We start from the raw sequence: 22893 nt of genomic DNA, 5'->3' as shown, positions 1-22893 counted from the left end.
AATTGTCAAGGGGTTTTTCTTCGACAACGATGATTAACTAGAGTAATTGCTTTGCTTAGCGCGAGATGTCTTAACCATCAGCCGGTCTAATAGACGGAACAATAATACTCCGATTGCTGTTCCGAATGTGTTTAAAAGAATGTCATCGACATCAAAAGCCCGAAACGGAATGAAAAACAATTGGACGATTTCGATGCATAAGGAAAGAAGAAATCCGACGATAACGATTGTTTTCGGACGAAGGATAGAAGAATAACAAGAAGCAAAAAAACCAAATGGTATAAACAACGTGATATTGCCGCCAATGTTTCGCAAGGGAACGAGCCAGTAAAAATGGTGAAGCGACTGCCGGATGCTCGCAAGTGGAATGAGATTGATGCCGGCATACATTTCCTCTTGTAAGTGCGGGTATATATAAAACGGAAATGGGAAAATCGTCACACTATATATAAATGCAAGGGAAAAAGCGAATAATCCATGGATGGTTTCGTGTTTGACAGAAAAGGTTCGCTTCCGTATGTACACAATACCGCGAAATAATGTCCAAATGACGACAAAACCAATCAATGGCACCTTAAAATCAAACATCATAAACTCTCCTTTTTTTAGAATTGTAACTGTAGTTGAGCAATTTTAATTACAATAATTACCATGTAAAAGAGACAAACAGGGTACCCCTTATGCCACGTGGAGCTGTTTTTTCACGGTATCAATGGGAATATTTTGTTTCGCTGCACGGTAAATATTCATGAGACATGAACCTCCTTGTGAATAGTTTTGGTGACACATCTATTCTAATCAAGGAATCGGGTTCATGTCTCTTTTTTTGTTTGGTTGTAAATTTATGTTAGCGAATTTGCTCATCTACAGATTGTAATATATAACCACGTACGAATTCAAGCAGTTTCCAATTTTGACAAAGTGATAGATTTAAAGGGATAATCGCCGTTATCGAAATAAATATAATTGTCATTTTATTTTAAAAAATGGTACAATACTAAAAACATCGAGACTACAAAACTACTAACGGAGGGATTTAGATTGAGAAAGCTTCGCAGCGATATGATTAAAAAAGGATTTGACCGGGCGCCGCACCGCAGTTTGCTGCGCGCGGCAGGCGTAAAGGAAGAAGATTTTGACAAGCCGTTTATCGCCGTGGTGAACTCGTATATTGACATTATTCCGGGACACGTGCATTTGCAGGAGTTCGGGAAAATTGTCAAAGAAGCGATTCGCGAAGCGGGCGGAGTCCCGTTTGAAATGAATACAATCGGCGTCGACGATGGGATTGCGATGGGGCATATCGGCATGCGCTATTCGCTTCCAAGCCGCGAAATTATCGCGGATTCGATCGAAACGGTGATTTCCGCACATTGGTTTGATGGAATGGTATGCATTCCAAACTGTGATAAAATTACGCCGGGCATGATGATGGCGGCGATGCGGCTAAACATTCCGACGATTTTTGTCAGCGGCGGACCGATGAAGGCTGGCGTGACGAGCGACGGGCGAAAAATTTCGCTTTCTTCCGTATTTGAAGGGGTCGGCGCCTATCAAGCAGGGAAAATTGATGAACAAGGATTGCAGGAATTAGAAAAATACGGCTGTCCGACATGCGGCTCCTGTTCGGGAATGTTTACAGCCAACTCGATGAACTGTTTGGCGGAAGCATTAGGGCTTGCGCTGCCAGGCAACGGCACGATTTTAGCGGTCGATCCGGCACGGAAAGAATTGGTTCGCCAATCGGCGAAACAATTAATGTATTTGATCGAGCATGACATTAAACCGCGCGATATTGTCACAGAAAAAGCGATCGACAACGCGTTTGCGCTTGATATGGCGCTTGGCGGCTCGACAAATACCGTATTACATACGCTTGCAATTGCAAACGAGGCAGGGATCGACTACTCACTCGAACGAATTAATGAAATCGCCGCGCGCGTTCCGCATCTTGCCAAACTGGCGCCGGCTTCCGATGTGCATATTGAAGACTTGCACGAAGCGGGCGGCGTATCGGCCGTATTAAATGAATTAGCGAAAAAAGAAGGAACGCTGCATCTCGATACGTTGACCGTAACCGGAAAAACGCTTGGGGAAAACATCGCCGGCTGTGAAGTCAAAGACTATAATGTCATCCGCCCAATTGATAACCCGTATTCCGAAACAGGCGGACTTGCCGTATTGTTTGGAAATCTCGCTCCAGATGGCGCGATCATTAAAACAGGAGGCGTGCAAGCCGGCATTACGCGCCATGAAGGGCCAGCGATCGTATTTGATTCGCAAGAAGAGGCGCTCGAAGGCATTGCGAGCGGGAAAGTAAAACCAGGCCATGTTGTCGTCATCCGCTATGAAGGACCAAAAGGAGGACCAGGAATGCCGGAAATGCTCGCGCCAACTTCGCAAATCGTCGGCATGGGGCTTGGAACAAAAGTCGCGCTTATCACCGACGGACGTTTCTCAGGGGCATCCCGCGGTTTATCGGTTGGACACGTTTCCCCAGAAGCGGCGGAAGGCGGTCCGATTGCCTTTATTGAAGACGGAGACATTATTGAAATCGATATTACGAACAGAACGATTAACGCAAAGCTTTCTGACGAAGAATGGGAAAAACGGAAAGCGAACTGGAAAGGGTTTGAACCGAAAGTAAAAACCGGCTACCTCGCACGCTACTCGAAGCTCGTTACTTCCGCGAGCACGGGCGGGATTATGAAAATTTAACAGCCTATCAAAAAACCTGTTCGCCGGTCCCATGACCAGAGCGAACAGGTTTTATTTTTGCAAAAAATCTATATGAAAACGATTACAGTTTAGGTAAAGGTGTATATGATAGAAATATAGGGGGGAATGAACAATATGAATAAACGAATGGAAACGATCATCATTCATCACGGATATGACGCGAAACAGCATCTTGGCAGTTTGGCGGCGCCGATTTTTCAAACATCGACGTTTACGTTTGACACGGCAGAACAAGGAGAAGCGCGGTTTGCTGGGCAAGAAGACGGCTATATTTATTCGCGCCTCGCCAATCCGACGGTGCGGATGCTGGAAGAAAAAATGGCGTGTTTGGAAGGTGGAGAAGCGGCGCTCGCGTTTAGTTCCGGGATGGCGGCCGTATCCGCAGTGTTGCTTGCATTAACGAAAGCCAATGACCATATTATATGTTCACAAGGAGTATACGGCTGTACGTTTGGTTTGCTGCAGCTGTTGAAAAAGAAATATCACGTTTCCCACGATTTTTGCGCGATGGAAACGGAAGAGGAGATCCGCCGCCTTATCCGTCCGGAAACGGTTTGCATTTATGTGGAAACACCGATTAATCCAACGATGAAACTCATCGATTTGCAAATGGTTGTAAACGTGGCGAAAGAATATGGAATTACCGTTGTGGTGGACAATACGTTTTGTTCGCCATATTTGCAGCGGCCGCTTGAGTTTGGCTGCGATGTCGTCGTTCATAGTGCCACGAAATATATCGGCGGCCATGGCGATGTCATTGCCGGCATCGCGGTCGGGAAAAAAGAATTGATGGAGGAAATCGCGAAAACAACGCAAAAAGATATCGGCGGCGTTCTTTCCCCGTTTGACGCTTGGCTATTGCTAAGAGGATTAAAAACACTTCCGGTGCGGATGGACCGGCATTGCGATAATGCAGAGAAAATTGTGGAACGGTTAAAAACACATCCCCTCGTTGAACGCGTTTGCTATCCTGCTGATCCAGACAATCGCGATTATCCGATTTATCAAAAACAAATGAAACGCGGTGGCGGCTTGATTTCGTTTGAAATTAAAGGCACAAAACGAGACGCCCAGCGCTTTCTCAATCATCTTCAGCTCATTCAAATCGCTGTCAGCCTTGGCGATACGGAAACGTTAATTCAACATCCGGCAACGATGACCCATTCTGTGGTGCCGGAAGAGGAAAGAATAAAGATGGGAATCAGCGGCCAACTCATCCGTTTGTCCGTTGGTTTAGAGGCGTGGGAAGATATTTGGGATGATTTAGAACAGGCGCTTTCTTCATTAGGCGTTATATAAAAACGGCGCGGCAAATTTTCATTGTTTGCGCGCTTTTTTTTGAGATTCTCTAAAGTGATAGTTTAAATTTTGGAATATTTAGTATATTATAAAATTAATATAATGAAAGTGTTTTTATGCAGGTGTGCAAAGGAAGTTAGATCATGGAAGTACTCTTATCCCGGAGTGCTTATTTTTGTTTGTCCAACATAAAACATAGTAAGGAGGTCAAGTTTCATAACATTATTGTAGTAGTTTAGAAACGGTGAAAAGGAAATTATGTGCGTCATCGCAGTAGTTGAATGAGAAACAGCATTCGTCGATGCAGATCAAGCATCACGACTCGGAAGGGAGATTTCACCAATAAAAATGGGAAGGGGAATTTATGAATGAGAGAAGTCGTTATTGTTGATGCGGTGCGGACGCCGATTGGAAAATATAAAGGGGCGTTAAAAGACGTCCGACCCGATGATCTAGGGGCAACCGTCATCCGTGCGCTTGTGGAACGCAATCCAAATCTTCCAGTCCATGAAATTGAAGAAGTTGTTCTTGGCAATGCCAATCAAGCTGGGGAAGACAATCGAAATGTCGCACGGATGTCCGCCTTGCTAGCTGGATTGCCAGTTGAAGTGGCAGGAACGACAGTCAATCGTCTTTGCGGCTCAGGACTTGATGCCGTCAACTACGCTGCACGCACGATTATGACAAGAGAAGCAGACATTGTAATCGCAGGCGGAACGGAAAGCATGACGCGCGCGCCGTTTGTGATGGCAAAACCGAGCGCGGACTTTCCACGCGGCAATATAGAAATGTTCGATACAACGATCGGCTGGCGTTTTATTAACCCGAAGATGGAGGAAATGTACGGAACCGACAGCATGCCGCAGACAGCGGAAAATGTCGCAAAACGGTTCGGCATTTCTCGCGAAGCGCAAGATGAATTTGCTTATGAAAGTCAAATGAAAGCGAAAAAAGCGATCGAATCGAATCGCTTTGCAGACGAATTAGTTCCTGTCGTATATGTTGACCGGAAAGGAAACGAAGTTGTTGTAGATAAAGACGAACATCCTCGTCCAGATACGACGTTAGAGAAGCTGGCCAAACTGCCTCCGCTATTTGAAAATGGAACCGTCACAGCAGGAAACGCTTCAGGAGTCAACGATGGAGCGTCCGCGCTGTTATTAATGAGCGCGGAAAAAGCAAAAGAGCTTGGAATGAAGCCGCTCGCAAAGTATGTAACGTCAGCGGTTGCGGGGGTAGAACCTGCGGTGATGGGAATCGGCCCGATTTACGCGACGAGGAAGGCACTTGCGCGCGCGAAATTAACAATCAATGATATTGGCTTAGTGGAATTGAATGAAGCGTTTGCCTCACAGTCGCTGGAATGCATCAAACAGCTGGAACTTGACCGCGCGAAAGTAAACGTCAACGGCGGAGCGATCGCCCTTGGGCATCCGCTTGGGGCAAGCGGCGCCCGCATTTTAACGACACTCGTTTACGAAATGAAAAAACGCGGGGTGAAATACGGCCTTGCGACAATGTGTGTCGGTGTAGGACAAGGAATCGCGACGATTGTTGAAAATCCGGAAGTCTAAGAAGGACTAATGGCGAACAGCACTGCGGTAACAAGCAGTGCTTTTGTTTTGGTTGATGCGTTACCAATGAAAAATTTGATGAATGGTTCCCGTCGTTTTGCATTCTCCGTTAGCGTATTGGACGGATGGAAACTTAGATGAAAAAAGTGACCAAAAAAGAGTTATATTTCGGTGGAGGGATAAAAGAAACGGGGTTGACATAAGAAGATGTTATGTCAGCCCCGAAACAGCCTTATGCTGAGATTGTTTCTATTTGGAAAATATCTTGATGCTTTGTTTGAAGTGTCTTTTTCAATTCGGCGAGGGAAGGAGATTTGTTTTCAAATGTATATACATCAAGGCAGACAAGGGAATATTCATTGCCAGGATCAAAAACAACAGTAATAACCTCTTCCGTTCCGCAGTCAAATTGTTGAAACACATCCGCGCTGCACTGATGGATATCTAACATGTTGTATTTCTCACGAACAACGTAATATCCTTCCTTTAACTGCCCTGCAAACAAGTTTTCCGTACCAACTAACTCATGAACGATCATCATTGCACGCTCCCTAGAATATGAAATATTACCTAATCACACTATTTACTATACTACAAAATTAAAGCAAATATAATGAGTTTAAGACAATGTTCGAAAAATTGTCATGAAGATTTGACAATATACAACAAAATTTTCTAAATTTATAGTCTAAAATGAGGGGGAGGGTAGTAAAAAAGGAGGTGTCTTATGAGAATTTCTTGTTCCTTTGAAACTGATAAAATTCCTATTCATTATCGAATGGCAATGGTGTCCATTATCAAAGAAGCATTACGAACATCTGATGAAGAATATTATCATCGTCTGTATCAGAGGGGGCAACGGACAAAGCCTTTTGTATTTTCTACATATTTAAAAAACTTTCACATCATAAATCATGAAATCGAATTAGATGGCATTACGTTAACTGTCAGTTCCCCTGACCATGAGTTTTTATTGCATTTATACAATGGCTTGCAAAAAAACCAGGCTTTTTCTTATAAAGATTATCATTTTGTGAAAAAGAAAATTGCGGTTGTCAAAGAGAAGCAAGTGACGAGTCCGTCTGTTGTTTTTCGTACTCTTTCACCAATACTCATCGAGGATGAAAAAGGAAATCCGATTGCTCCTGATGATGCAAGCTATGAAGGGCATGTCAACTACGTAGCGGACATGATTTTATCGCAATATCGCGGCAAAGGGCTATATGCTCCTCTCTCTATTAAGCCTATATATTTTAAAAAAGTTGTAGTAAAGGAATCCAATCATGAGTTTGCCGCCACACACGGGAATGATGAATATTTATATTTCACCGCTTATCATGGGTTATTTGCGATCACAGGGCATCCAGGAGATTTACAGCTATTGTACCAGCTTGGATTGTCCAAACGGCGAAATCAAGGATTCGGGCAATTAGAAATCGAGGAGGTGAGGGGATGAAAGTACAACTCCGTATGGGAGAATGGATGATAACAATGGGGCTTGTCGGGCTTTATCGTGTATTTGAATATGGACTGAAAAACGAAATTATTGACCAGCAATACCGACGCAGCATTTCTATCCGACCGTGGGGATTGGAACTGGATGTAGACGTGCTGTCACAATTGCCAAAAGCCTATTTTTTATATTTAATGGATGAATACAGCGTGGCAAAGCGGGATAGCGAAAAATTGCAGCTTTATATGAAGCAGGCGGAAAAAGAGGCACAGTTTTCATATGCGTTATCAGCCATCAAAAAAACGATAACAGATACAGGAAAAAAAGTGCTCAAATATTTTTCGCATCCACCTCTAGCCAATGCTTTAGAAGCTTTAAAACAAGTAAAAAAGCCGGAAAATTTTGAACTGCTAGCGACATGTGCCCATACGTTCGAAACGGCACTGTATGAACCAAAAATTAACGAGAAACTGACCCTTAACTATTTTAAAGCGGCGATATTAAAGGCGTTTTTTGGACAAGTTTCTTTCCTGAACGTCTCGAAAAACAGCTTGGATTTACAAGGGCATATTCAAGAATTCCAAAAAGATTATATTGCACCTGCACAGTACGACTTACAATTTGAGCACATATTAGCGGATGCCAAATCTTCAGAGGAGATTATCGTGTTTTTAGACAAGCATAAAGATTATCAGCCATTTAAAGTATTGAAAAGAGCGTGGAAAAACAAAACATTAGAAGATATTCAAGATTATGTGAAGAATACCATAACCAAATGCTTGCTTTTGCACGACCGTCTCGCTTTTTACAACTTTGAAGAAATGGTATTTGCTCCAATCGGGGTAGCAAAAAACAATGCGTTTAATTTTAACTGGAATTTGGAAGATCATCAGCCTAAACCAATTTCTTCTTTGGCAAAACTAGTATTATTTTTTGCTCCAGCTGGTGCAGCTATTTATTTGAAAAAAGAAGGGGTTAATGAACAGGGGGAATATCGTACGTATGCGGGATTTGTCCAATCCGATGCTGCCTTTTCAGAAATATTACAGAAAAACAATCATTTCAAACAGTTAAAACAACAGAAAGAACCGTTTGATCGTATTGTTAGCAAACTAGTACAAGGCATCACAAAAGAAGCAGAGTACGTGGCAGATCACTTATTTTTTTTAGAGTTTTCCTCTGACTACGATAGTAAAAAAACACATTTGCATTACTACCACTTGCCGATGTATTTAGCATACTATTTTAAAAACTGTAAGGGGAAACTCGATTATATTCAACCTTATGAATATCGCGAGCATTTTGTCCAGTATGTGCTTCGTGGGGAAGACCCTGCCATTGTTATTTATTCATACTTGCGTTATTGCATCGAAAAAGGCAATTCGCACATCGGTCCTTATATCACAGTTCGTGAGCGGAATCGAATCCTGCAATTGAAAAAAGGAGTGAAAGATATGTCAAGTACGGATAAACGCGTATATGCGGTATTTCGAAGCGGGCAGGAAATTCGCAAAGCGCTCGAACAAGCAGCCGCATCAAAGACATCGGAACAATATTCCGCTAGTTCGAATAAAAAGGTGAATGCGATTGCGTACCGTCTATTAAATGCGGCAAAAGCAGGAAATCAAAAAAGTTTTATGGATACATTGTTCCGGCTGCACATGTCAGCGGAAAAGCCGATATCTCCTATTTTCTTGAATGCATTGCATGAACGTGACTTGGACTTTGCAACAGTAGCCAATGCCTTTATTGCTGGATTGTTATCTAGTGGATTACAAGAAGAACAGGAGGATGTCGTATCATGACAAAATCATTAACGATGACAGTAGTATTTCAAGCGGGTTCATTAAACTATGGAGAAGGAATTGCCAATATTTCTGAATTAAAAAAATTTCACCGCGGCAATGGAGAAGTGTATACATATGCGTCACGGCAAAGCTTGCGCTACGATATTGTTCGTTTAGGAAATGAGCTATTCGACTGGAATTTAAATACGGTCGATAAGGCAAGCGGGGTAGTGCAGTTTAAAAAAGACGTAACAATCAAAGACTCCGTAGAAATGGATTTATTCGGCTATTTAAAAACAGATAAAAATTCACAAAAACGCGCCGCTGTTGTTAGATTAAGCCATGCCATTTCACTTGAACCGTACAAAAGCGATCTCGAATTTTTGAATAATATGGGGCTAGCAAGCCGCATCGGGATGGATGCGAACATTGCCAACATTGAACAGCATCAAAGTTTTTACACTTATACATTAACAATTGATTTAAATCGCGTCGGTGTTGACGGCGACATTGAACTTTCCAATGCGGAAAAAGCAACACGCGTGCAACAGCTGCTTGATATTGTCAAAATATTAAACCGCAACATTCGTGGTCGTCGTGAAAATTTAGCGCCGTTGTTTATTATCGGTGGAGTTTATGATGTTGCGAATCCATTTTTCCTTGGGAAAATTCTTCTTTCCTCCTCTTCGCAAGGTTGGGAAATTCAATCCCAACCAATTGTAGAAACAATGGAGCAAACTTTTGCAGGACAAACTGTCGGTGAACAAACGCGCATCGGGTTCTTACGGGGCATTTTTGCGAATGAAGGGGAGTTTGCTGATTTGTTTGCCGATAAAGTCGGTTCGGTTGAACAGTTTTTCCAATACATTTCTGAACAAATTCAAGCATATTACGGTGTATAACGATGAAAGCATTGCGGATGAAATTGTTTCAAGAGACAGCTTGTTATAAAAAGCCGTTTGCTTCAAAAGTAGCAGAGACGTATCCATTACCCCCTTACTCAACAGTAAAAGGAATGCTGCATGCACTGGTTCGCGCTGATGAATTTATTCCGATGCGCCTCAGTATCCAAGGACAGTATGAAGCAAAGTTGTTAGACTATCAAAGATACTATTTCTTCAAGAAAAAAGAAATGGAAAGTTTTCCGCTGATTTTAGACGGGGTGCGAGATGTTGATTTTTCTTATGGTAAAAATGAAATAACAACGATGCCAATGTACACTCACCTTTTATATCGGGTGGAGCTGTTGATTCATGTCGAGGCGAAAGATGAAGTTCTGGAAAACATCATTCAGGCGATCGAAACCGGCAGCGGTCATTACAGTTTAGGGCGATGGGAAGATTTAGTCCGAATAGACGAATATAAGCTTGTTCATGTTCAAGAACTCGATGAGGAGAAGGAGCTGCGATACAACGCTTATATTCCGAAACATTTGTTGGATGAAGAAATTAGATATATTCCTTACGAGGTAAATTGGAAATATGAAATTGTCAATGGCATTCGCCAATGGGAAACGGTTCATGTCGGCTATGTGTTAAAAGGAACGACCGCACCGGAAGGAGCAATGGTGGATGAAGATGGAGAACTAGTGTTTTACCACGTGTAGGGGGAGAAGGCGATGACGTTTTATGCGAAATCGGAAACAAAAGAGACGATCCGTGAACACACGGATCGTCTCCTTGATAATTTGTGGTTATTAAAGAACAGTTATGGGCACAAATTTGTTCGCATGGATGAAAGAATGTGGGAATTGCTCCGGCTTGCGGTGGAATATCACGACGTTGGCAAAGCAAACACCGTATTTCAAAATAAAATACGCCGTGCGATTCGTGAGGAGATGCTTGAAACCGACTGCGATGCAGATGTGCCACATAACTATTTGTCTGTCGGATTGATTCCGTTTTCACGGCTTGATTTGACGAAAGAAGAAAGCCGCCTGCTCATTCATGCGGTCGGTTACCATCATGAGCGGGACAAGCCTCCTGATAAGGAGATGATTCGCCATATTCTTGAGACGGATATGAAGAATCAGCGAAACGCGATTTCCGAGCATATGAAATTGCCGCTTGCCGAGAAACTATCATTTCGATTTGTGGATCGCCTGTTAAAACGGTACACCATTCATGACGGCGATCAGTTTTGGAACTACGTATTGTTAAAAGGGCTTCTTCATCGTATAGACCATGCAGCATCCGCGCATCTTCCAGTAGAAATCGATATCGATCAGTCCATTGGTGCAAGTGTGCGCAACTATATGAATCAGCAAGGATTTCGCAAAAACGCTTTGCAGCAATTTACCGAAGCCAATCAAGACAAAAATGTCGTTGTTGTTGCACAAACGGGGATGGGAAAAACGGAAGCAGCTTTGTTATGGATTGGCGATGATAAAGCGTTTTTCACCTTGCCGCTTCGGGTAAGCATTAACGCCATTTATGAAAGAATTCGGGACAAAATGGGATACGATGCGGTCGGATTATTACATTCGACGAGTGTTCATTATTTGGCAGAAAAAGGAGAAGAAAACTGGGAAGCAATAAAACAACAATCCCAACAGCTGTCAACGAAGCTGCTGATGACAACGATTGATCAAATTCTGAAATTTCCGTTTTATTATCGCGGGTTTGAAAAAGAGTTAGCGACAATGGCGAACTCTAAAATCGTGATTGATGAAATTCAAGCATATGATCCGAAAATCGCTGCCATGCTTATTAAAGCATTGGAAATGATTCATAACGTCGGCGGTAATTTTATGATCATGACCGCTACGTTGCCAACATTATATCTCGATGAATTAAAGAAAAGAAACATCATTAATGAGGAACATAGCATATTTGGCGAATTTATCGATACAAGCAAACACCGTCATCGCATTCAACTGCACGCAAAAGAGATAACAGAAGGGTTGGAGGATATCGTCCGCAAGGCGCAAACATCCCAAGTGCTTGTCATTGTCAACACGGTACGCCGTGCTATCGAGTTGTATCAGAGCTTATCGGAACATGAACAAAATATCCCTATTTATTTGCTTCATTCACAATTTACCCAAGAGGATCGGCAGTTGTTGGAACGGAAAATAAAAGAATTTAATGATAAGAAAATAAACGGAATTTGGATTACGACACAACTTGTAGAAGCAAGTATTGATATTGACTTTGATTATTTATTTACCGAAATGTCTACCTTAGATAGTTTATTTCAGCGGCTAGGGCGCTGTTATCGTAAACGTATATTAGACGAGGAACGATGTAATGTGCATATTTTTACCGAAAACATTTCCGGTGTGCCGCGAGTATATAACGAACATCTCATAAATGAAAGCATAAAGCTATTGCAGCCGTACGACGGGCACATTCTGGATGAACGCACCAAAGTAGAAATGGTAAAGCAATTGTACGAGCGGAAACGGTTAATCGGAACAGCGTTTTTACAAGAATTTGAGGATGCCTTATATATGTTTGATAACCTAGATCCGTATGGAATGAACAAGAAAGAAGCACAAAGGAAATTGCGGGATATTCAAAATATTCAAGTCGTTCCTCGACGAATATATGATGGGATGATTGATTTGTTAGAAGCGTATGCCGCTTGCCGTGATGTGAAGGAGCGGCTTCGGCTGCGGATGGAAATAGAAAAGAAAACGGTAAGCGTTCAACGTTTTATTGCAGAAAAATACGTATCAGAGCGGCTGCCAAAACCGTTTGAACATATATACATCATTGATGTCGAATACGATTTCCAACGAGAAACATCGAAGGGAAAAGGAATTTTATTAGATACCCCGATGTCTACCTTTTACTAAAGGAGCTGGGTTTATGGTAAGTGGTGTGCAAATGCACTATTACAAAGTATGCAAACGAAAATTATGGCTATTTTCTAAAGGGATTGCGTTGGAAGAGGAGCATGACCGCGTAGTAGAAGGGAAAATTCTTCACGAACGCGCTTACCCACGTTTAGACGAACGGGAAATTTTAGTAGATAGCACATTTAAATTGGATGCGTTAGATGGAGAATATATTCGAGAAATCAAGATTTCAAGCAAAATGGCAGATGCTGACCGTTTTCAAATGTTGTATTACTTATATGAGTTAAAAAAGCGTGGAATCATCAAAAAGGGATTAATTAGCTACACAAAAGAGCGAAAAACGGAAGAAGTTATCTTAACGGAGAAGGATGAAAAAGAGATAGAAAAAGCAATTGGGGAAATATATCGGGTTTTACAACTGCATTCGCCTCCGCCGTTAAAGAAACTAACGTATTGTCCGAAATGCGCTTATTATGAATTTTGCTATGCGTTAGAAGGTGATGAATAATGCTGCGAGATCACTATATTTTTTCGAATGGGAGATTAAAACGAAAAGACAATACGATCTATTTTTTGGATGAAAACGAGACAAAAAGATCTCTTCCGGTTCATCAAGTGGATAACTTGTATGTATTTGGAGAAGTGGATTTAAATTCGTCATTATTGAATTTATTGAGCCAGCATAGCGTTCATTTGCACATTTTTAATTATTATGGCTTTTATGCAGGCACGTTTTGTCCGAGAAGCAAAAAGGTATCAGGCTTCACCGTTGTCCAGCAAAGCGCCCATTATCTCGATGCGGCCAAACGCTTGTATTTAGCGAAGATGTTTTTGCAAAGCGCGGTACATCATATGCTGCGAAATATTCGCCGGCATAAAGAGAAAACAGAAGAATATGTAAGACAAATAGAATTAGAGGCAGAAAAAATGGAAACAGCAATGACCATTCAAGAACTAATGGGAATAGAAGGGCGCATCCGCCAACATTACTATCAGTCGTTTAATGAGATATTGAAACAAGATTTTATTTTTGAAAAGCGTACAAAACAGCCGCCGCAAGACCCGCTCAATGCGCTGATCTCATTCGGCAATACGCTTTGCTATACAACGGTGTTATCGGAAATTTATAAAACTCCACTTGATCCCACCATTAGCTTTTTGCACGAACCATCGACAAAACGATTTTCTTTGAGCTTAGATTTAGCGGAAATTTTTAAGCCACTTATCGTCGATGCAGTGATTATTGCTTGCATTAACAACAGAATTATTACAAAAAAACATTTTGAATCTCTAGACGGAATGGTGTTTTTAAATGAAGAAGGGAAGAAGAAATTTATTCGTGAATGGGAAAACAAATTAGCAACTTCGGTCCAGCACCGCCAGCTAAAACGAAAAGTAAGCTATCGCTATTTCATGCGGTTGGAATGCTACAAGTTGATTAAGCATTTTATCGGGGATGAGCGATACAAACCATTGAAAGCGTGGTGGTAGAAATGTATGTCATTATTACATATGATGTAGGCGAAAAACGTGTGAATAAAGTGTGTAAGAAGTTAAAGGAATATTTAACGTGGACACAGAATAGTGTGTTTGAAGGCGAGATTTCGAAAAGCTTATTAATGAAATGTATGTATGAGCTAGAATTAATCATAAATAAAGAAGAAGATTCGATTTATCTTTATCAAGTGCCTAACCCCAAAAATATAAAGAAGCAGGTTTTTGGACAGGAACGGAATTTTGATGAACTATTCATTTAATAGCAAAGCCTGAAAGTGTAGAGTAGCTCTCAGGATGCAGTAAACCTCCGTTTTGATCTAATACTGGAAAATGCTTGATATATCAACAGAAATCACTTATTTTTTTTACTAGATCAAAAACACAACTGCCGCTTTACTGCAAAACCTAATGTACTGGTGTGATCAATGTTTGAAGAAAAACATTGATACATCAATATTTTGTCGTTGTTTGAAAATAGGGTTTTATCTGAACGTAGTGGGATATAAAGTCATCCCTTATGTTGGTTTCCATGATGAGGAATCCGGGTTTTATCTGAACGTAGTGGGATATAAAGTCGAGTATTTATCGCGAATCCGGTTAATTTCATCAAGTTTTATCTGAACGTAGTGGGATATAAAGTGTAAATCTTCCAGTGATTCATTAGCAATCGTGTTAGTTTTATCTGAACGTAGTGGGATATAAAGTTAATATTTTATGTAGGTTTGCAGGTGTCCGCTGCGTTTTATCTGAACGTAGTGGGATATAAAGATACCATCAACAATCTGTAGGATGAATCCATCTTCTGTTTTATCTGAACGTAGTGGGATATAAAGGTGCTTGCATTTCGTAAAAATCAAGCATTCGACCGGGTTTTATCTGAACGTAGTGGGATATAAAGCGTAGCTGGTATAACTTCACTTTCCGTTTACGTTGTTTTATCTGAACGTAGTGGGATATAAAGTGGGAAGATACAAAGCTAAAAACAAATGCTGATTGTTTTATCTGAACGTAGTGGGATATAAAGAAGGAATGCATCAACCACCTCGCTGGAGAAAATGGCGTTTTATCTGAACGTAGTGGGATATAAAGACACAGGTGCCTCTTCTTTGTAAACCTCGATCCGCGTTTTATCTGAACGTAGTGGGATATAAAGATTCAAGCTGTCGATGCCAGTGATCTGAAAGCGTTGTTTTATCTGAACGTAGTGGGATATAAAGAAAATCTAAATGTTCAATCATGACACCCTTCATTCGTTTTATCTGAACGTAGTGGGATATAAAGAAACCCAAAGCGACTCAATATACGCATCTTGAAGACGTTTTATCTGAACGTAGTGGGATATAAAGCCGCTTCGTCTTGGATCAATTTAAACCGGCGCTTTTCGTTTTATCTGAACGTAGTGGGATATAAATTTGAAGGACGGGCCGCGATAACGGTCACTTCTCCGTTTTATCTGAACGTAGTGGGATATAAATTCGGATTTTCAACTTGCATGGATTCTCCCCCTTTGTGCGTTTTATCTGAACGTAGTGGGATATAAATCGGGTTTGGTATCCGTTATGTCGTATTGCAGCGTTACGTTTTATCTGAACGTAGTGGGATATAAATATCAACAAGTAAAAGATTATTTAGCGAAAATGGCGCGTTTTATCTGAACGTAGTGGGATATAAATGAGTATGAAACGGAATTAATTAGCATGAAAGAAAGGTTTTATCTGAACGTAGTGGGATATAAATTCGAAATACCGCGATCAAGAAGAAAGTAAGCGAAGACGCGTTTTATCTGAACGTAGTGGGATATAAATCCAAAGATCAACTGTAAATTATCACTTTATTTCGGAACAAAAGAGCCATTTTTTTGCACATTCCTTCAGAAAGCCCTCTCCCCTTTTCTGAAAGAATGTGCTAAATTTTTTGTGAATTATTTCGGAAGAGAAAATCCATCGGTTCAGAGGAGGGGGAGGAGGACGTGATTCAATTTCATGACTTTGGCATTGACGTCCAAACGTATGCAGAGCGTGGAAAAGAAAACGACTTCCCTCTTCTGACACAGTGTCCGCATTGCCGGGCCAAGCGCCCGTTACAAGAGCGTGCAAACGTTCCGAAAGAATGTGCAAAATCCGGAACAATCCGCAAAAATTTTGCACATTATTTCCGAATCCGCCTGAAATAATTTGAAAAAGGGATTCTGAAATAATGTGCTAATTTACAGTGGGATATAAAGTTATAAAGCTCTCCAGCAAAAGAAACGTAACCACAATGTTTTATCTGAACGTAGTGGGATATAAAGAGCAAGAAACGACGGAAACACGAAAGACGTTTGAAAGTTTTATCTGAACGTAGTGGGATATAAAGCTGGAGAAAATATTGCAAAAGGCCAACGGACTCCGTTTTATCTGAACGTAGTGGGATATAAAGCATATACGAGAAAGAACAAGCCAAACAGGTTTTATTTGAACGTAGTGGGATAGGGATATAAAGATAAAATAGACATTTGTGGTGTATTTTTTTATTCGCTTTATTTGAACATAGTTTTTTTGTCTTTTTAGAGTATTATTTGAACGTAGGGGAAAGTAAAAATGAAATACATGCCATAACACGAATTGGTCATTTGTGATTTATCCAACATGAAGTAGAACTTTACTATTATTCAAAATAGAAAAAAATATGTTATATGAAAGGACGAAAGATAAGCATTAATGATATAATTGGCAGAAGATGTATCATCTGTTTTTCACTAGTTATCTTACAAGACAGAAAGAATGAGTGGGGGTCAACATGAGAATACGCGACTGGGATCGGAATTTAAAGATGCGCTTATTTGGCGAGGCGCTCGTCCATATCGCATTTTGGATGTTTTTTCCGTTTATGGCGATATATTTTACTGAGTCATTTGGAAAGGATAAAGCAGGATTATTATTGATTGTTTCGCAAATTTTTTCCGTGATCGCTAGTTTGATGGGCGGATATTGCGCGGATGTATTCGGACGCAAGCGGATGATGGTGTTGTCTGCCTATGGTCAAGGGGCAGCGTTTTTCTTTTTTGCGCTTGCTAGTTCTCCGTGGTTTACTTCGCCGTTCGTGGGGTATCTTTGCTTTACGATCGCCGGAATTTGCGGGGCGTTTTACTGGCCTGCAAGCCAGGCGATGGTTGCCGATGTGGTGCCAGAAGAACATCGCAGCAGCGTCTTTGCCGTGTTTTATATGTCCATCAATGTTGCTGTTGTGGTCGGACCGATTATTGGCGGGGTGTTTTATGAACATTATCTTTTTGAGTTATTGCTTGCTACGGCATTTTTGTTTCTGTTTCTCGCTGCGGTATTGACAAAATGGCTTCGTGAGACTGTGCCCGCGCGTGAAAACGGAGAGCTGGTGCACGGGAAATGGTATGAGTTTTTGTGGCAGCAAGTCCGTCAGTACAGCGTGATTGTGCGCGACCGAATATTTCTATTGTTTATCATTGCAGGTATTCTTGTCGCACAGACGGTTATGCAGCTGGATTTACTGATTCCTGTGTATACAAAAGATACGGTGGAGAGGCAAACGTTATTTTCCTTCGGTGATTGGTCGTTTACGCTTACTGGAGAGAAAGCATTTGGCCTTCTTATTTCCGAAAACGGCTTGCTTGTTGTGCTGTTTACCGTGTGGGTAACGAAATGGATGGAACGTTATCATGAACGGACGGCGTTTGTTGGGTCGTCCATTGTTTATGGAATTGCGATTTTTTTGTTTGGACAAACGACATCGATTTGGGGACTTATTTTGGTGATGGGATTGTTTACGTTTGGGGAGCTGATGACAGTAGGAATCCAGCAAACGTTTATTTCCAAGCTTGCTCCGGAGGAGATGCGCGGGCAGTATTTTGCGGCTGCGAGCTTGCGCTGGACGATCGGACGGGCGATTGCCCCGCTTTCGATCACGGCAACGATATGTCTCGGGTATGAATGGACGTTTTTCTTGTTAAGTATGCTTTCTTTCATAAGTGCGGCCTTATATATGATTATGTTTCAATTGCTTGAAAAACGGCAAACACACAAAGCATTAACATAATGTTCAAAACCAATGAAGGTGACAGGTGCAAGCGCCTTGTTTGTGCGCAACTAAAGAATGAAGGCTGGAAACCAACCGCATCGCCAAGTGCAAAACATTGGCATGCGGTTTTGTACACGTTTTATAATAATAAACACTAGGGCATACTGGTTGTTTCCGTAACATAGATTCCCTGATTCTGGCATAAAGATGAACTAGAAATAAAGACAGGAGAGGGGAAGCACAGTGAAACAACAGGTGTCTTTCGATGAAACGATAAGGGGGTCAAATCGTACAGAAACAAGAACCGAGGGAAGCGGCACAGCGATGTTAGCGCGCTATGAACAGAGAAAACAAGCGCGTCTTTTTATGCAAAAGCGGCGAAAAAAATATTATCGCCTCATTTGGCGCATCGCTCTCGCTGTCATGGCGGTATGGGGCATTGGAGGGATGATTTTAAAAGGATATGGAGCCCTCAAAAATACTGCGGAGAGAGAAGTGGCGATTATGCGGTTGGAACAAGCTTTAAAAGACGAAGATATCGCCGATTTGAAAAAGTATATCCGTATTCCTGATGAGTCGCTTTCCGTCAATGAAACGACGCTTCAGCCTTTATTCGCCTATTTAAAGGATCATCCGAACGCGTATGAAAAGTTAGAGAAGGACTTTGAGAAACAGCAGAAAATGAAGCACGTATATATAAAAGGGCTGACGTCAAAACCGCCTATTTTTACCATTAAAGTATATGGAGAACGCTACGTTTTTGAACCGACCTTGTACTTTTTTAACATTCGTTTGAATGAGCCGGATGATAAAATTATCATTAATGGCAAGGAAGTAAAAGGAAAACCGACAAAAGATCCATTGGTGAAAAAGGTCGGTCCGTATTTGCCTGGGACATATACGATTACTAGCGTAAAAAAGGACGGGGAAAAACGTGAAAAACAAACAAAAAAAGTTGCTTTATTTGGCGGTTCACGAGTACATGAAGTGGATTTGACGAGAGAATGATGGAGATCCTTCACGAAGTGGAAGGATCTTTTTGTCTAATATGGGAATACGGCCTGCACTGTAGCGGTGATGATAATATCTTGCGTCTGAATCGGCGTGACTGCTTTTGAGGCGGCTAGCGTTGCGATGGAGGAAGGAGTGCGCGGAATCGATGGAGCGACGCTTTCTTCTGTTACTTGGATCGGTATGTCGTGCAATGGAAGACCGAGAGTGCGGGCAATCACGATGGCTTTTTCTTTCGCGTTTTTTACGGCAAGAGAAAGTGCTTGCTGGTAGTACGGTTGTTCATTAGCGAGGCGGAATTGAATGTGGCGGGCAATGTTTGCGCCGTTTTGGACAGCGGTATCGTAAATGTTGCCGACGGATTTTGGATCTTTGACGGTAATGTCGAAAATATGCTCTACTTCATAGCCGATTAAAGCGGCATTTCCGTTAGAGTAATCATATTTCGGATAAATCGAAAAGGAAGCAGTATCGATATTTTCTTCCCTCACTCCAATTGCTTTCAGCGCGTGAATCATGGCATTCGCTCGTTTTGCGTTTTCTGCGAGCGCTTCGTGTACGTTTTTATGTTCTGTTCGTACTCCGAGTGTAATGATGACCGTATCGGGTTTCGTAATGATGGTCCCTTGTCCGGTGACCGTGATCGTTTTCACGGCTGGCTTGCTTCTTTGAATCGGCATATACCATTCTTGCATCATGATTCTCCTTTCATTTTTATGCTGCTTTATTATTATCCTCATAATCGTTGATGCTCCAATAGTAAACGCGCGGCAGCCCGATATAGCACCAATATTCTTTTAATAACGTGGCACCGACAAAATATACCATTTGCCAATCAATATGTTTCATGCGGCCCAGCTCCTTTGTATATGCTTTTTGTTACAGCATATTCGTCCGTTATGTTGTCCTATGCGCGAAGAGGTGATAGATCCATGACAGCGTCACAAATTTTCCATATGAACTCTAACGATTACCAGTTAGATAAATGAAACAAAATCGGCAATTGACACGTATGAAAGAAAATGGACATGCTATAATGAAAGTAAATAGATCAGGAGAAAGGGATGGACGATGAAACAGTTGCTTAGAACGTTATGGCGCTGGTTTGTTTCTTGGAATGTAGGTGTTATAGTGGCGGTAACAACGTTTTTTCTCACTGATTTTCGCTTTTTTCCTTCCTTTTTATCCGGAATGGGAGCAATGCTTGCTACATCGTTCGTGATGAAAAAGAGGGATGGAAAAATTACGCCGGGAGGGCTTTTAAAAGAAGAGAAAGTGTATATTCACTCACAGCTTCATGAGGCGCGGAAAAAATGGAAACAAATGCGCATCGCTCGTTTCCGCGTTCGCTCCCTTGTCATGTGGCAAAAAATTTCGCGAATATGTACGGCTGTCGATAAAATGATTCGCGCGGTGGAACAACATCCACATCAATTTCGTCTTGCCCAATCGTTTTTCTTAAACGAACTGCCAATGGCGGTGACGATGATCGAAAAATATGTTTATTTAATCAATCAGCCTGTACGCAATCAAGAGATGAAAGAGGCGTTATGGAAGACGGAACGGCTTCTTGATGAAGTAGCCGCTTCAGCGGAGCGGCGGTTATTGGAGATACTTTCGAATGATGTGTTTGATTTACAAGTAGAAACGAAACTGCTCGAGCAGTCGTTAGAGCAACAAAAGCTGCCAGAAACGATAAAGTGAAGAAAGGAGAACGACTATGAAACCGTCTGATCACATGCCGGCAAACGATCTTCGCGAGCAGTGGACAAGCTCGCTGGATTCGCTTTTGGAAAATCCGTTTTCCTTACCGAATGAACAAGAGGAGACGGATATTCATAAACAAACGCAGCCGACAAGACTGATCGATACGTTAAAGCCGGAACATCGCGACAAAGCACTGCAGCTTGCGAAACAAATCGATCCGCGCAACCAGCAAGCCATCATTCAATACGGGGTTGCGGCGCAGGCAGAGCTGTCGAAGTTTTCCCATACGATTTTACATCATGTGCAAACAAAAGATGCAGGGCCCGTTGGGGAAGTGATCAGTGATTTAATGACGAAAATTAAAGAAGTGAATCCGGATGACTTGCTTCCGGCGAAAAAAGGATTGTTTGCGCGGCTGTTTGGCTCTGTGTCAAAATCGCTGCAAGGCATGATCGCGAAGTATCAAAAAATTGGCGTGGAAATTGATAAAATCGCCGATCAGCTCGAAAAGCACCGTCAATTGCTGTTTCGCGACATTATGATGCTAGAAACATTGTACGAAAAAAATAAAGAATACTTTGATGCGCTTAACATTTATATCGCGGCGGCAGAGCATAAACTGGAAGAATTGCGGACGAAAGTGATTCCGGAAAAACGCGCCCAAGCAGAACGGGCAGGAAACCAAATGGAAATGCAAGAAGTGAATGATTTGTTGCAGTTTGCCGATCGGCTGGAAAAACGTATCCACGATTTAAAATTAAGCCGGCAAGTAACGATTCAAACCGCACCGCAAATCCGCATGATTCAGCATATGAACCAGACGCTGGTCGAGCGCATTCAATCCTCGATTTTAACCGCGATTCCGCTATGGAAAAACCAAGTTGTGATCGCACTGACGTTATTCCGCCAGCAAAAAGCGGTCGAGGCGCAAAAACAAGTAACGGAAACGACGAACAATTTGCTACTTCGCAATTCGGAAATGCTGAAAACAAACAGCATTGAAGTCGCGAAAGAAAATGAACGTGGGCTCATTGATATTGAAACGTTGAAAAAAACGCAGGAAAATTTAGTGACAACATTAGAAGAAACGTTAAAAATCCAGCAAGAAGGCCGTCTCAAACGGCAGCAAGTAGAACGAGAGCTCGTTACGATGGAAGAACAGCTGAAACAAACGTTGTTGTCATTAAAGCGAGACGAGCGATGAATAAAAAGCTGACCTCTTATCGAGTGAGGTCAGCTTTCTTGTTTGTCTTCCTCTTGGTCTGTTGCGCTTCGAACATCGAATTCTTCCGCAATTTCTGTTTGCAGCCCTCGCCGCATAGAATGTTCTTTTTTCTCATCTTGATGGCGAAGAACGATTCGATTCATATAGGCGTGAAACAATATTTCGCCTAGTGCGACAAGCAGTGCGGAAAAGAATGCGGCGTTTATAACAGCAGCACCGCCAGCATTGTAAAAAATGCCGATTCCGATCCATACGCCGACAAAAGCGAGGCCAAAATCGGCAATCACCGCTGATAAATTGCCAAAACGCGGAAGAATGTATAAATCGCCGAGCGCATAAGCCACAAGCGTCATCCATAAGCTGAACCATAACAGTTCTGCTGAGGAAACGCGTAAAAATAACGGGATCATCGCAAAAAAGACAGTGGCAAGCAACATGTATTTCCATGCAAGAGCGAGTAAATGTCTCATCGCTGAACGTCATCTTTTAGCAAACAATTATTCAGCCGGAAAATTTGGTCCTTCTAGTTTTTTATCCCCGTATCCGGATTGTTTCTCCATCTCTTTTTCCGGTTGGCGGTCTTTTTGTTGTTGTTCGATGCTCTTATTTTGTTTTTCTTGTTTCAAGTTGCGTTCATCCTCTCTTATCATTCTTTATCATTAGTTTGTCTTTTTAGTGTGAACGTATACATGTAAATAACCATAAACTCCCTCTTTTTATTTTTTCTGATTGTTCCACATTAATAATGAGTAGAATGAACAAGGAGG

21 protein-coding genes, 1 pseudogene and 1 CRISPR repeat array are annotated in these 22893 nt (G+C 41.8%); of the genes and pseudogenes, 16 read left to right on the top strand and 6 right to left on the bottom strand.

Annotated elements, in window-relative coordinates; translation table 11 throughout:
• Positions 1 to 33: 33 nt before the first annotated feature.
• Entirely contained in the window at positions 34 to 588 is a 555-nt protein-coding gene (locus B9L23_RS12765; RefSeq protein WP_081189384.1) for a VanZ family protein, read from the bottom strand.
• 453 nt (positions 589 to 1041) lie between these two features.
• Here B9L23_RS12765 and ilvD point away from each other — a divergent pair, with 453 nt between their 5' ends.
• The 3 genes from ilvD (at position 1042) to B9L23_RS12750 (ending at position 5612) form a co-directional block, all read left to right on the top strand.
• Positions 1042 to 2718, top strand: a complete 1677-nt coding sequence (gene ilvD, locus B9L23_RS12760; protein WP_062756255.1) for a dihydroxy-acid dehydratase — start codon at positions 1042 to 1044, stop codon at positions 2716 to 2718.
• A gap of 126 nt (positions 2719 to 2844) precedes the next feature.
• Positions 2845 to 4038, top strand: coding sequence for a methionine gamma-lyase (gene megL, locus B9L23_RS12755; RefSeq protein ID WP_089097798.1), 1194 nt, complete (start codon positions 2845 to 2847; stop codon positions 4036 to 4038).
• 368 nt (positions 4039 to 4406) lie between these two features.
• A complete protein-coding gene (locus B9L23_RS12750) occupies positions 4407 to 5612 on the top strand; it encodes a thiolase family protein (RefSeq protein ID WP_089097797.1) in 1206 nt (401 codons plus the stop codon).
• A gap of 232 nt (positions 5613 to 5844) precedes the next feature.
• Here B9L23_RS12750 and B9L23_RS12745 read toward each other — a convergent pair whose 3' ends face one another.
• Positions 5845 to 6153: a hypothetical protein gene (locus B9L23_RS12745; RefSeq protein WP_245842412.1), complete on the bottom strand. Its 309-nt coding sequence runs from the start codon at positions 6151 to 6153 to the stop codon at positions 5845 to 5847.
• Between the two features lie 186 nt (positions 6154 to 6339).
• On the opposite strand from B9L23_RS12745, the gene cas6 reads away from it, so the two are divergent.
• The 11 genes and pseudogenes from cas6 to B9L23_RS12685 all read left to right on the top strand — a co-directional run bounded on the left by cas6 (position 6340) and on the right by B9L23_RS12685 (position 19191).
• Positions 6340 to 7068, top strand: coding sequence for a CRISPR-associated endoribonuclease Cas6 (gene cas6 / locus B9L23_RS12740; protein WP_089097796.1), 729 nt, complete (start codon positions 6340 to 6342; stop codon positions 7066 to 7068).
• Positions 7065 to 8870: a type I-B CRISPR-associated protein Cas8b1/Cst1 gene (locus tag B9L23_RS12735; protein WP_089097795.1), complete on the top strand. Its 1806-nt coding sequence runs from the start codon at positions 7065 to 7067 to the stop codon at positions 8868 to 8870. The genes cas6 and B9L23_RS12735 overlap by 4 nt, the downstream gene beginning before the upstream one ends.
• Positions 8867 to 9754, top strand: a complete 888-nt coding sequence (cas7i, locus tag B9L23_RS12730; RefSeq protein WP_089097794.1) for a type I-B CRISPR-associated protein Cas7/Cst2/DevR — start codon at positions 8867 to 8869, stop codon at positions 9752 to 9754. Before B9L23_RS12735 ends, cas7i begins: the two co-directional genes overlap by 4 nt.
• Before the next feature lie 2 nt (positions 9755 to 9756).
• Complete coding sequence (cas5b, locus tag B9L23_RS12725; protein ID WP_015864169.1) at positions 9757 to 10458, top strand: type I-B CRISPR-associated protein Cas5b; 702 nt, start codon at positions 9757 to 9759, stop codon at positions 10456 to 10458.
• A gap of 12 nt (positions 10459 to 10470) precedes the next feature.
• A complete protein-coding gene (locus B9L23_RS12720) occupies positions 10471 to 12651 on the top strand; it encodes a CRISPR-associated helicase/endonuclease Cas3 (RefSeq protein WP_089097793.1) in 2181 nt (726 codons plus the stop codon).
• Between the two features lie 13 nt (positions 12652 to 12664).
• Positions 12665 to 13162: a CRISPR-associated protein Cas4 gene (cas4, locus tag B9L23_RS12715; protein ID WP_089097792.1), complete on the top strand. Its 498-nt coding sequence runs from the start codon at positions 12665 to 12667 to the stop codon at positions 13160 to 13162.
• Entirely contained in the window at positions 13162 to 14145 is a 984-nt protein-coding gene (cas1b, locus tag B9L23_RS12710; protein WP_089097791.1) for a type I-B CRISPR-associated endonuclease Cas1b, read from the top strand. Before cas4 ends, cas1b begins: the two co-directional genes overlap by 1 nt.
• A 2-nt stretch (positions 14146 to 14147) precedes the next feature.
• Positions 14148 to 14411, top strand: coding sequence for a CRISPR-associated endonuclease Cas2 (cas2, locus tag B9L23_RS12705; protein WP_089097790.1), 264 nt, complete (start codon positions 14148 to 14150; stop codon positions 14409 to 14411).
• Between the two features lie 219 nt (positions 14412 to 14630).
• A CRISPR array of direct repeats spans positions 14631 to 15956; the repeat unit is 29 nt; unit sequence GTTTTATCTGAACGTAGTGGGATATAAAG.
• A 164-nt stretch (positions 15957 to 16120) separates the two neighbouring features.
• Positions 16121 to 16234 (top strand): annotated as a pseudogene (locus tag B9L23_RS21790) (DUF6431 domain-containing protein); the annotation flags it as partial.
• A 695-nt stretch (positions 16235 to 16929) separates the two neighbouring features.
• A complete protein-coding gene (locus B9L23_RS12695; protein WP_089097789.1) occupies positions 16930 to 18201 on the top strand; it encodes an MDR family MFS transporter in 1272 nt (423 codons plus the stop codon).
• A gap of 225 nt (positions 18202 to 18426) precedes the next feature.
• Positions 18427 to 19191 (top strand): TcaA second domain-containing protein, encoded by a 765-nt coding sequence (locus B9L23_RS12685; RefSeq protein WP_089097788.1) that lies wholly within the window; start codon positions 18427 to 18429, stop codon positions 19189 to 19191.
• A gap of 35 nt (positions 19192 to 19226) precedes the next feature.
• Here B9L23_RS12685 and B9L23_RS12680 read toward each other — a convergent pair whose 3' ends face one another.
• Both B9L23_RS12680 and B9L23_RS21425 read right to left on the bottom strand, forming a co-directional pair.
• Positions 19227 to 19889 carry an SIMPL domain-containing protein gene (locus B9L23_RS12680; protein WP_015864161.1) on the bottom strand — a complete coding sequence of 221 codons (663 nt, stop codon included), beginning with the start codon at positions 19887 to 19889 and terminating at the stop codon, positions 19227 to 19229.
• A gap of 19 nt (positions 19890 to 19908) precedes the next feature.
• Positions 19909 to 20043, bottom strand: coding sequence for a hypothetical protein (locus B9L23_RS21425; protein WP_015864160.1), 135 nt, complete (start codon positions 20041 to 20043; stop codon positions 19909 to 19911).
• A gap of 222 nt (positions 20044 to 20265) precedes the next feature.
• On the opposite strand from B9L23_RS21425, the gene B9L23_RS12675 reads away from it, so the two are divergent.
• Positions 20266 to 20898 (top strand): 5-bromo-4-chloroindolyl phosphate hydrolysis family protein, encoded by a 633-nt coding sequence (locus B9L23_RS12675; RefSeq protein WP_015864159.1) that lies wholly within the window; start codon positions 20266 to 20268, stop codon positions 20896 to 20898.
• A 16-nt stretch (positions 20899 to 20914) separates the two neighbouring features.
• A complete protein-coding gene (locus B9L23_RS12670) occupies positions 20915 to 22105 on the top strand; it encodes a toxic anion resistance protein (protein WP_089097787.1) in 1191 nt (396 codons plus the stop codon).
• Between the two features lie 29 nt (positions 22106 to 22134).
• Here the strand turns inward: B9L23_RS12670 and B9L23_RS12665 are convergent, their stop codons facing one another.
• Complete coding sequence (locus B9L23_RS12665; protein ID WP_081188905.1) at positions 22135 to 22596, bottom strand: YndM family protein; 462 nt, start codon at positions 22594 to 22596, stop codon at positions 22135 to 22137.
• Positions 22597 to 22623: 27 nt separating this feature from the next.
• Positions 22624 to 22752: a hypothetical protein gene (locus B9L23_RS21420; RefSeq protein WP_255265206.1), complete on the bottom strand. Its 129-nt coding sequence runs from the start codon at positions 22750 to 22752 to the stop codon at positions 22624 to 22626.
• Between the last annotated feature and the right edge of the window lie 141 nt (positions 22753 to 22893).

Origin of the sequence: Parageobacillus galactosidasius, assembly GCF_002217735.1 — a bacterium.
Taxonomy (GTDB): Bacteria; Bacillota; Bacilli; order Bacillales; family Anoxybacillaceae; genus Parageobacillus_B; species Parageobacillus_B toebii.
This window is presented reverse-complemented; position numbering and strand designations above follow the sequence as displayed.

Bases quoted from the DNA above. Each gene is read 5' to 3' on its own strand.
- B9L23_RS12765 (WP_081189384.1), bottom strand. From the start codon at position 588: ATGTTTGATTTTAAGGTGCCATTGATTGGTTTTGTCGTCATTTGGACA.
- megL (WP_089097798.1), top strand. From the start codon at position 2,845: ATGAACAATATGAATAAACGAATGGAAACGATCATCATTCATCACGGA.
- B9L23_RS12750 (WP_089097797.1), top strand. From the start codon at position 4,407: ATGAGAGAAGTCGTTATTGTTGATGCGGTGCGGACGCCGATTGGAAAA.
- B9L23_RS12745 (WP_245842412.1), bottom strand. From the start codon at position 6,153: ATGATGATCGTTCATGAGTTAGTTGGTACGGAAAACTTGTTTGCAGGG.
- cas6 (WP_089097796.1), top strand. From the start codon at position 6,340: ATGAGAATTTCTTGTTCCTTTGAAACTGATAAAATTCCTATTCATTAT.
- B9L23_RS12735 (WP_089097795.1), top strand. From the start codon at position 7,065: ATGAAAGTACAACTCCGTATGGGAGAATGGATGATAACAATGGGGCTT.
- cas7i (WP_089097794.1), top strand. From the start codon at position 8,867: ATGACAAAATCATTAACGATGACAGTAGTATTTCAAGCGGGTTCATTA.
- cas5b (WP_015864169.1), top strand. From the start codon at position 9,757: ATGAAAGCATTGCGGATGAAATTGTTTCAAGAGACAGCTTGTTATAAA.
- B9L23_RS12720 (WP_089097793.1), top strand. From the start codon at position 10,471: ATGACGTTTTATGCGAAATCGGAAACAAAAGAGACGATCCGTGAACAC.
- cas4 (WP_089097792.1), top strand. From the start codon at position 12,665: ATGGTAAGTGGTGTGCAAATGCACTATTACAAAGTATGCAAACGAAAA.
- cas1b (WP_089097791.1), top strand. From the start codon at position 13,162: ATGCTGCGAGATCACTATATTTTTTCGAATGGGAGATTAAAACGAAAA.
- cas2 (WP_089097790.1), top strand. From the start codon at position 14,148: ATGTATGTCATTATTACATATGATGTAGGCGAAAAACGTGTGAATAAA.
- B9L23_RS12695 (WP_089097789.1), top strand. From the start codon at position 16,930: ATGAGAATACGCGACTGGGATCGGAATTTAAAGATGCGCTTATTTGGC.
- B9L23_RS12680 (WP_015864161.1), bottom strand. From the start codon at position 19,889: ATGCAAGAATGGTATATGCCGATTCAAAGAAGCAAGCCAGCCGTGAAA.
- B9L23_RS21425 (WP_015864160.1), bottom strand. From the start codon at position 20,043: ATGAAACATATTGATTGGCAAATGGTATATTTTGTCGGTGCCACGTTA.
- B9L23_RS12675 (WP_015864159.1), top strand. From the start codon at position 20,266: ATGAAACAGTTGCTTAGAACGTTATGGCGCTGGTTTGTTTCTTGGAAT.
- B9L23_RS12670 (WP_089097787.1), top strand. From the start codon at position 20,915: ATGAAACCGTCTGATCACATGCCGGCAAACGATCTTCGCGAGCAGTGG.
- B9L23_RS12665 (WP_081188905.1), bottom strand. From the start codon at position 22,596: ATGAGACATTTACTCGCTCTTGCATGGAAATACATGTTGCTTGCCACT.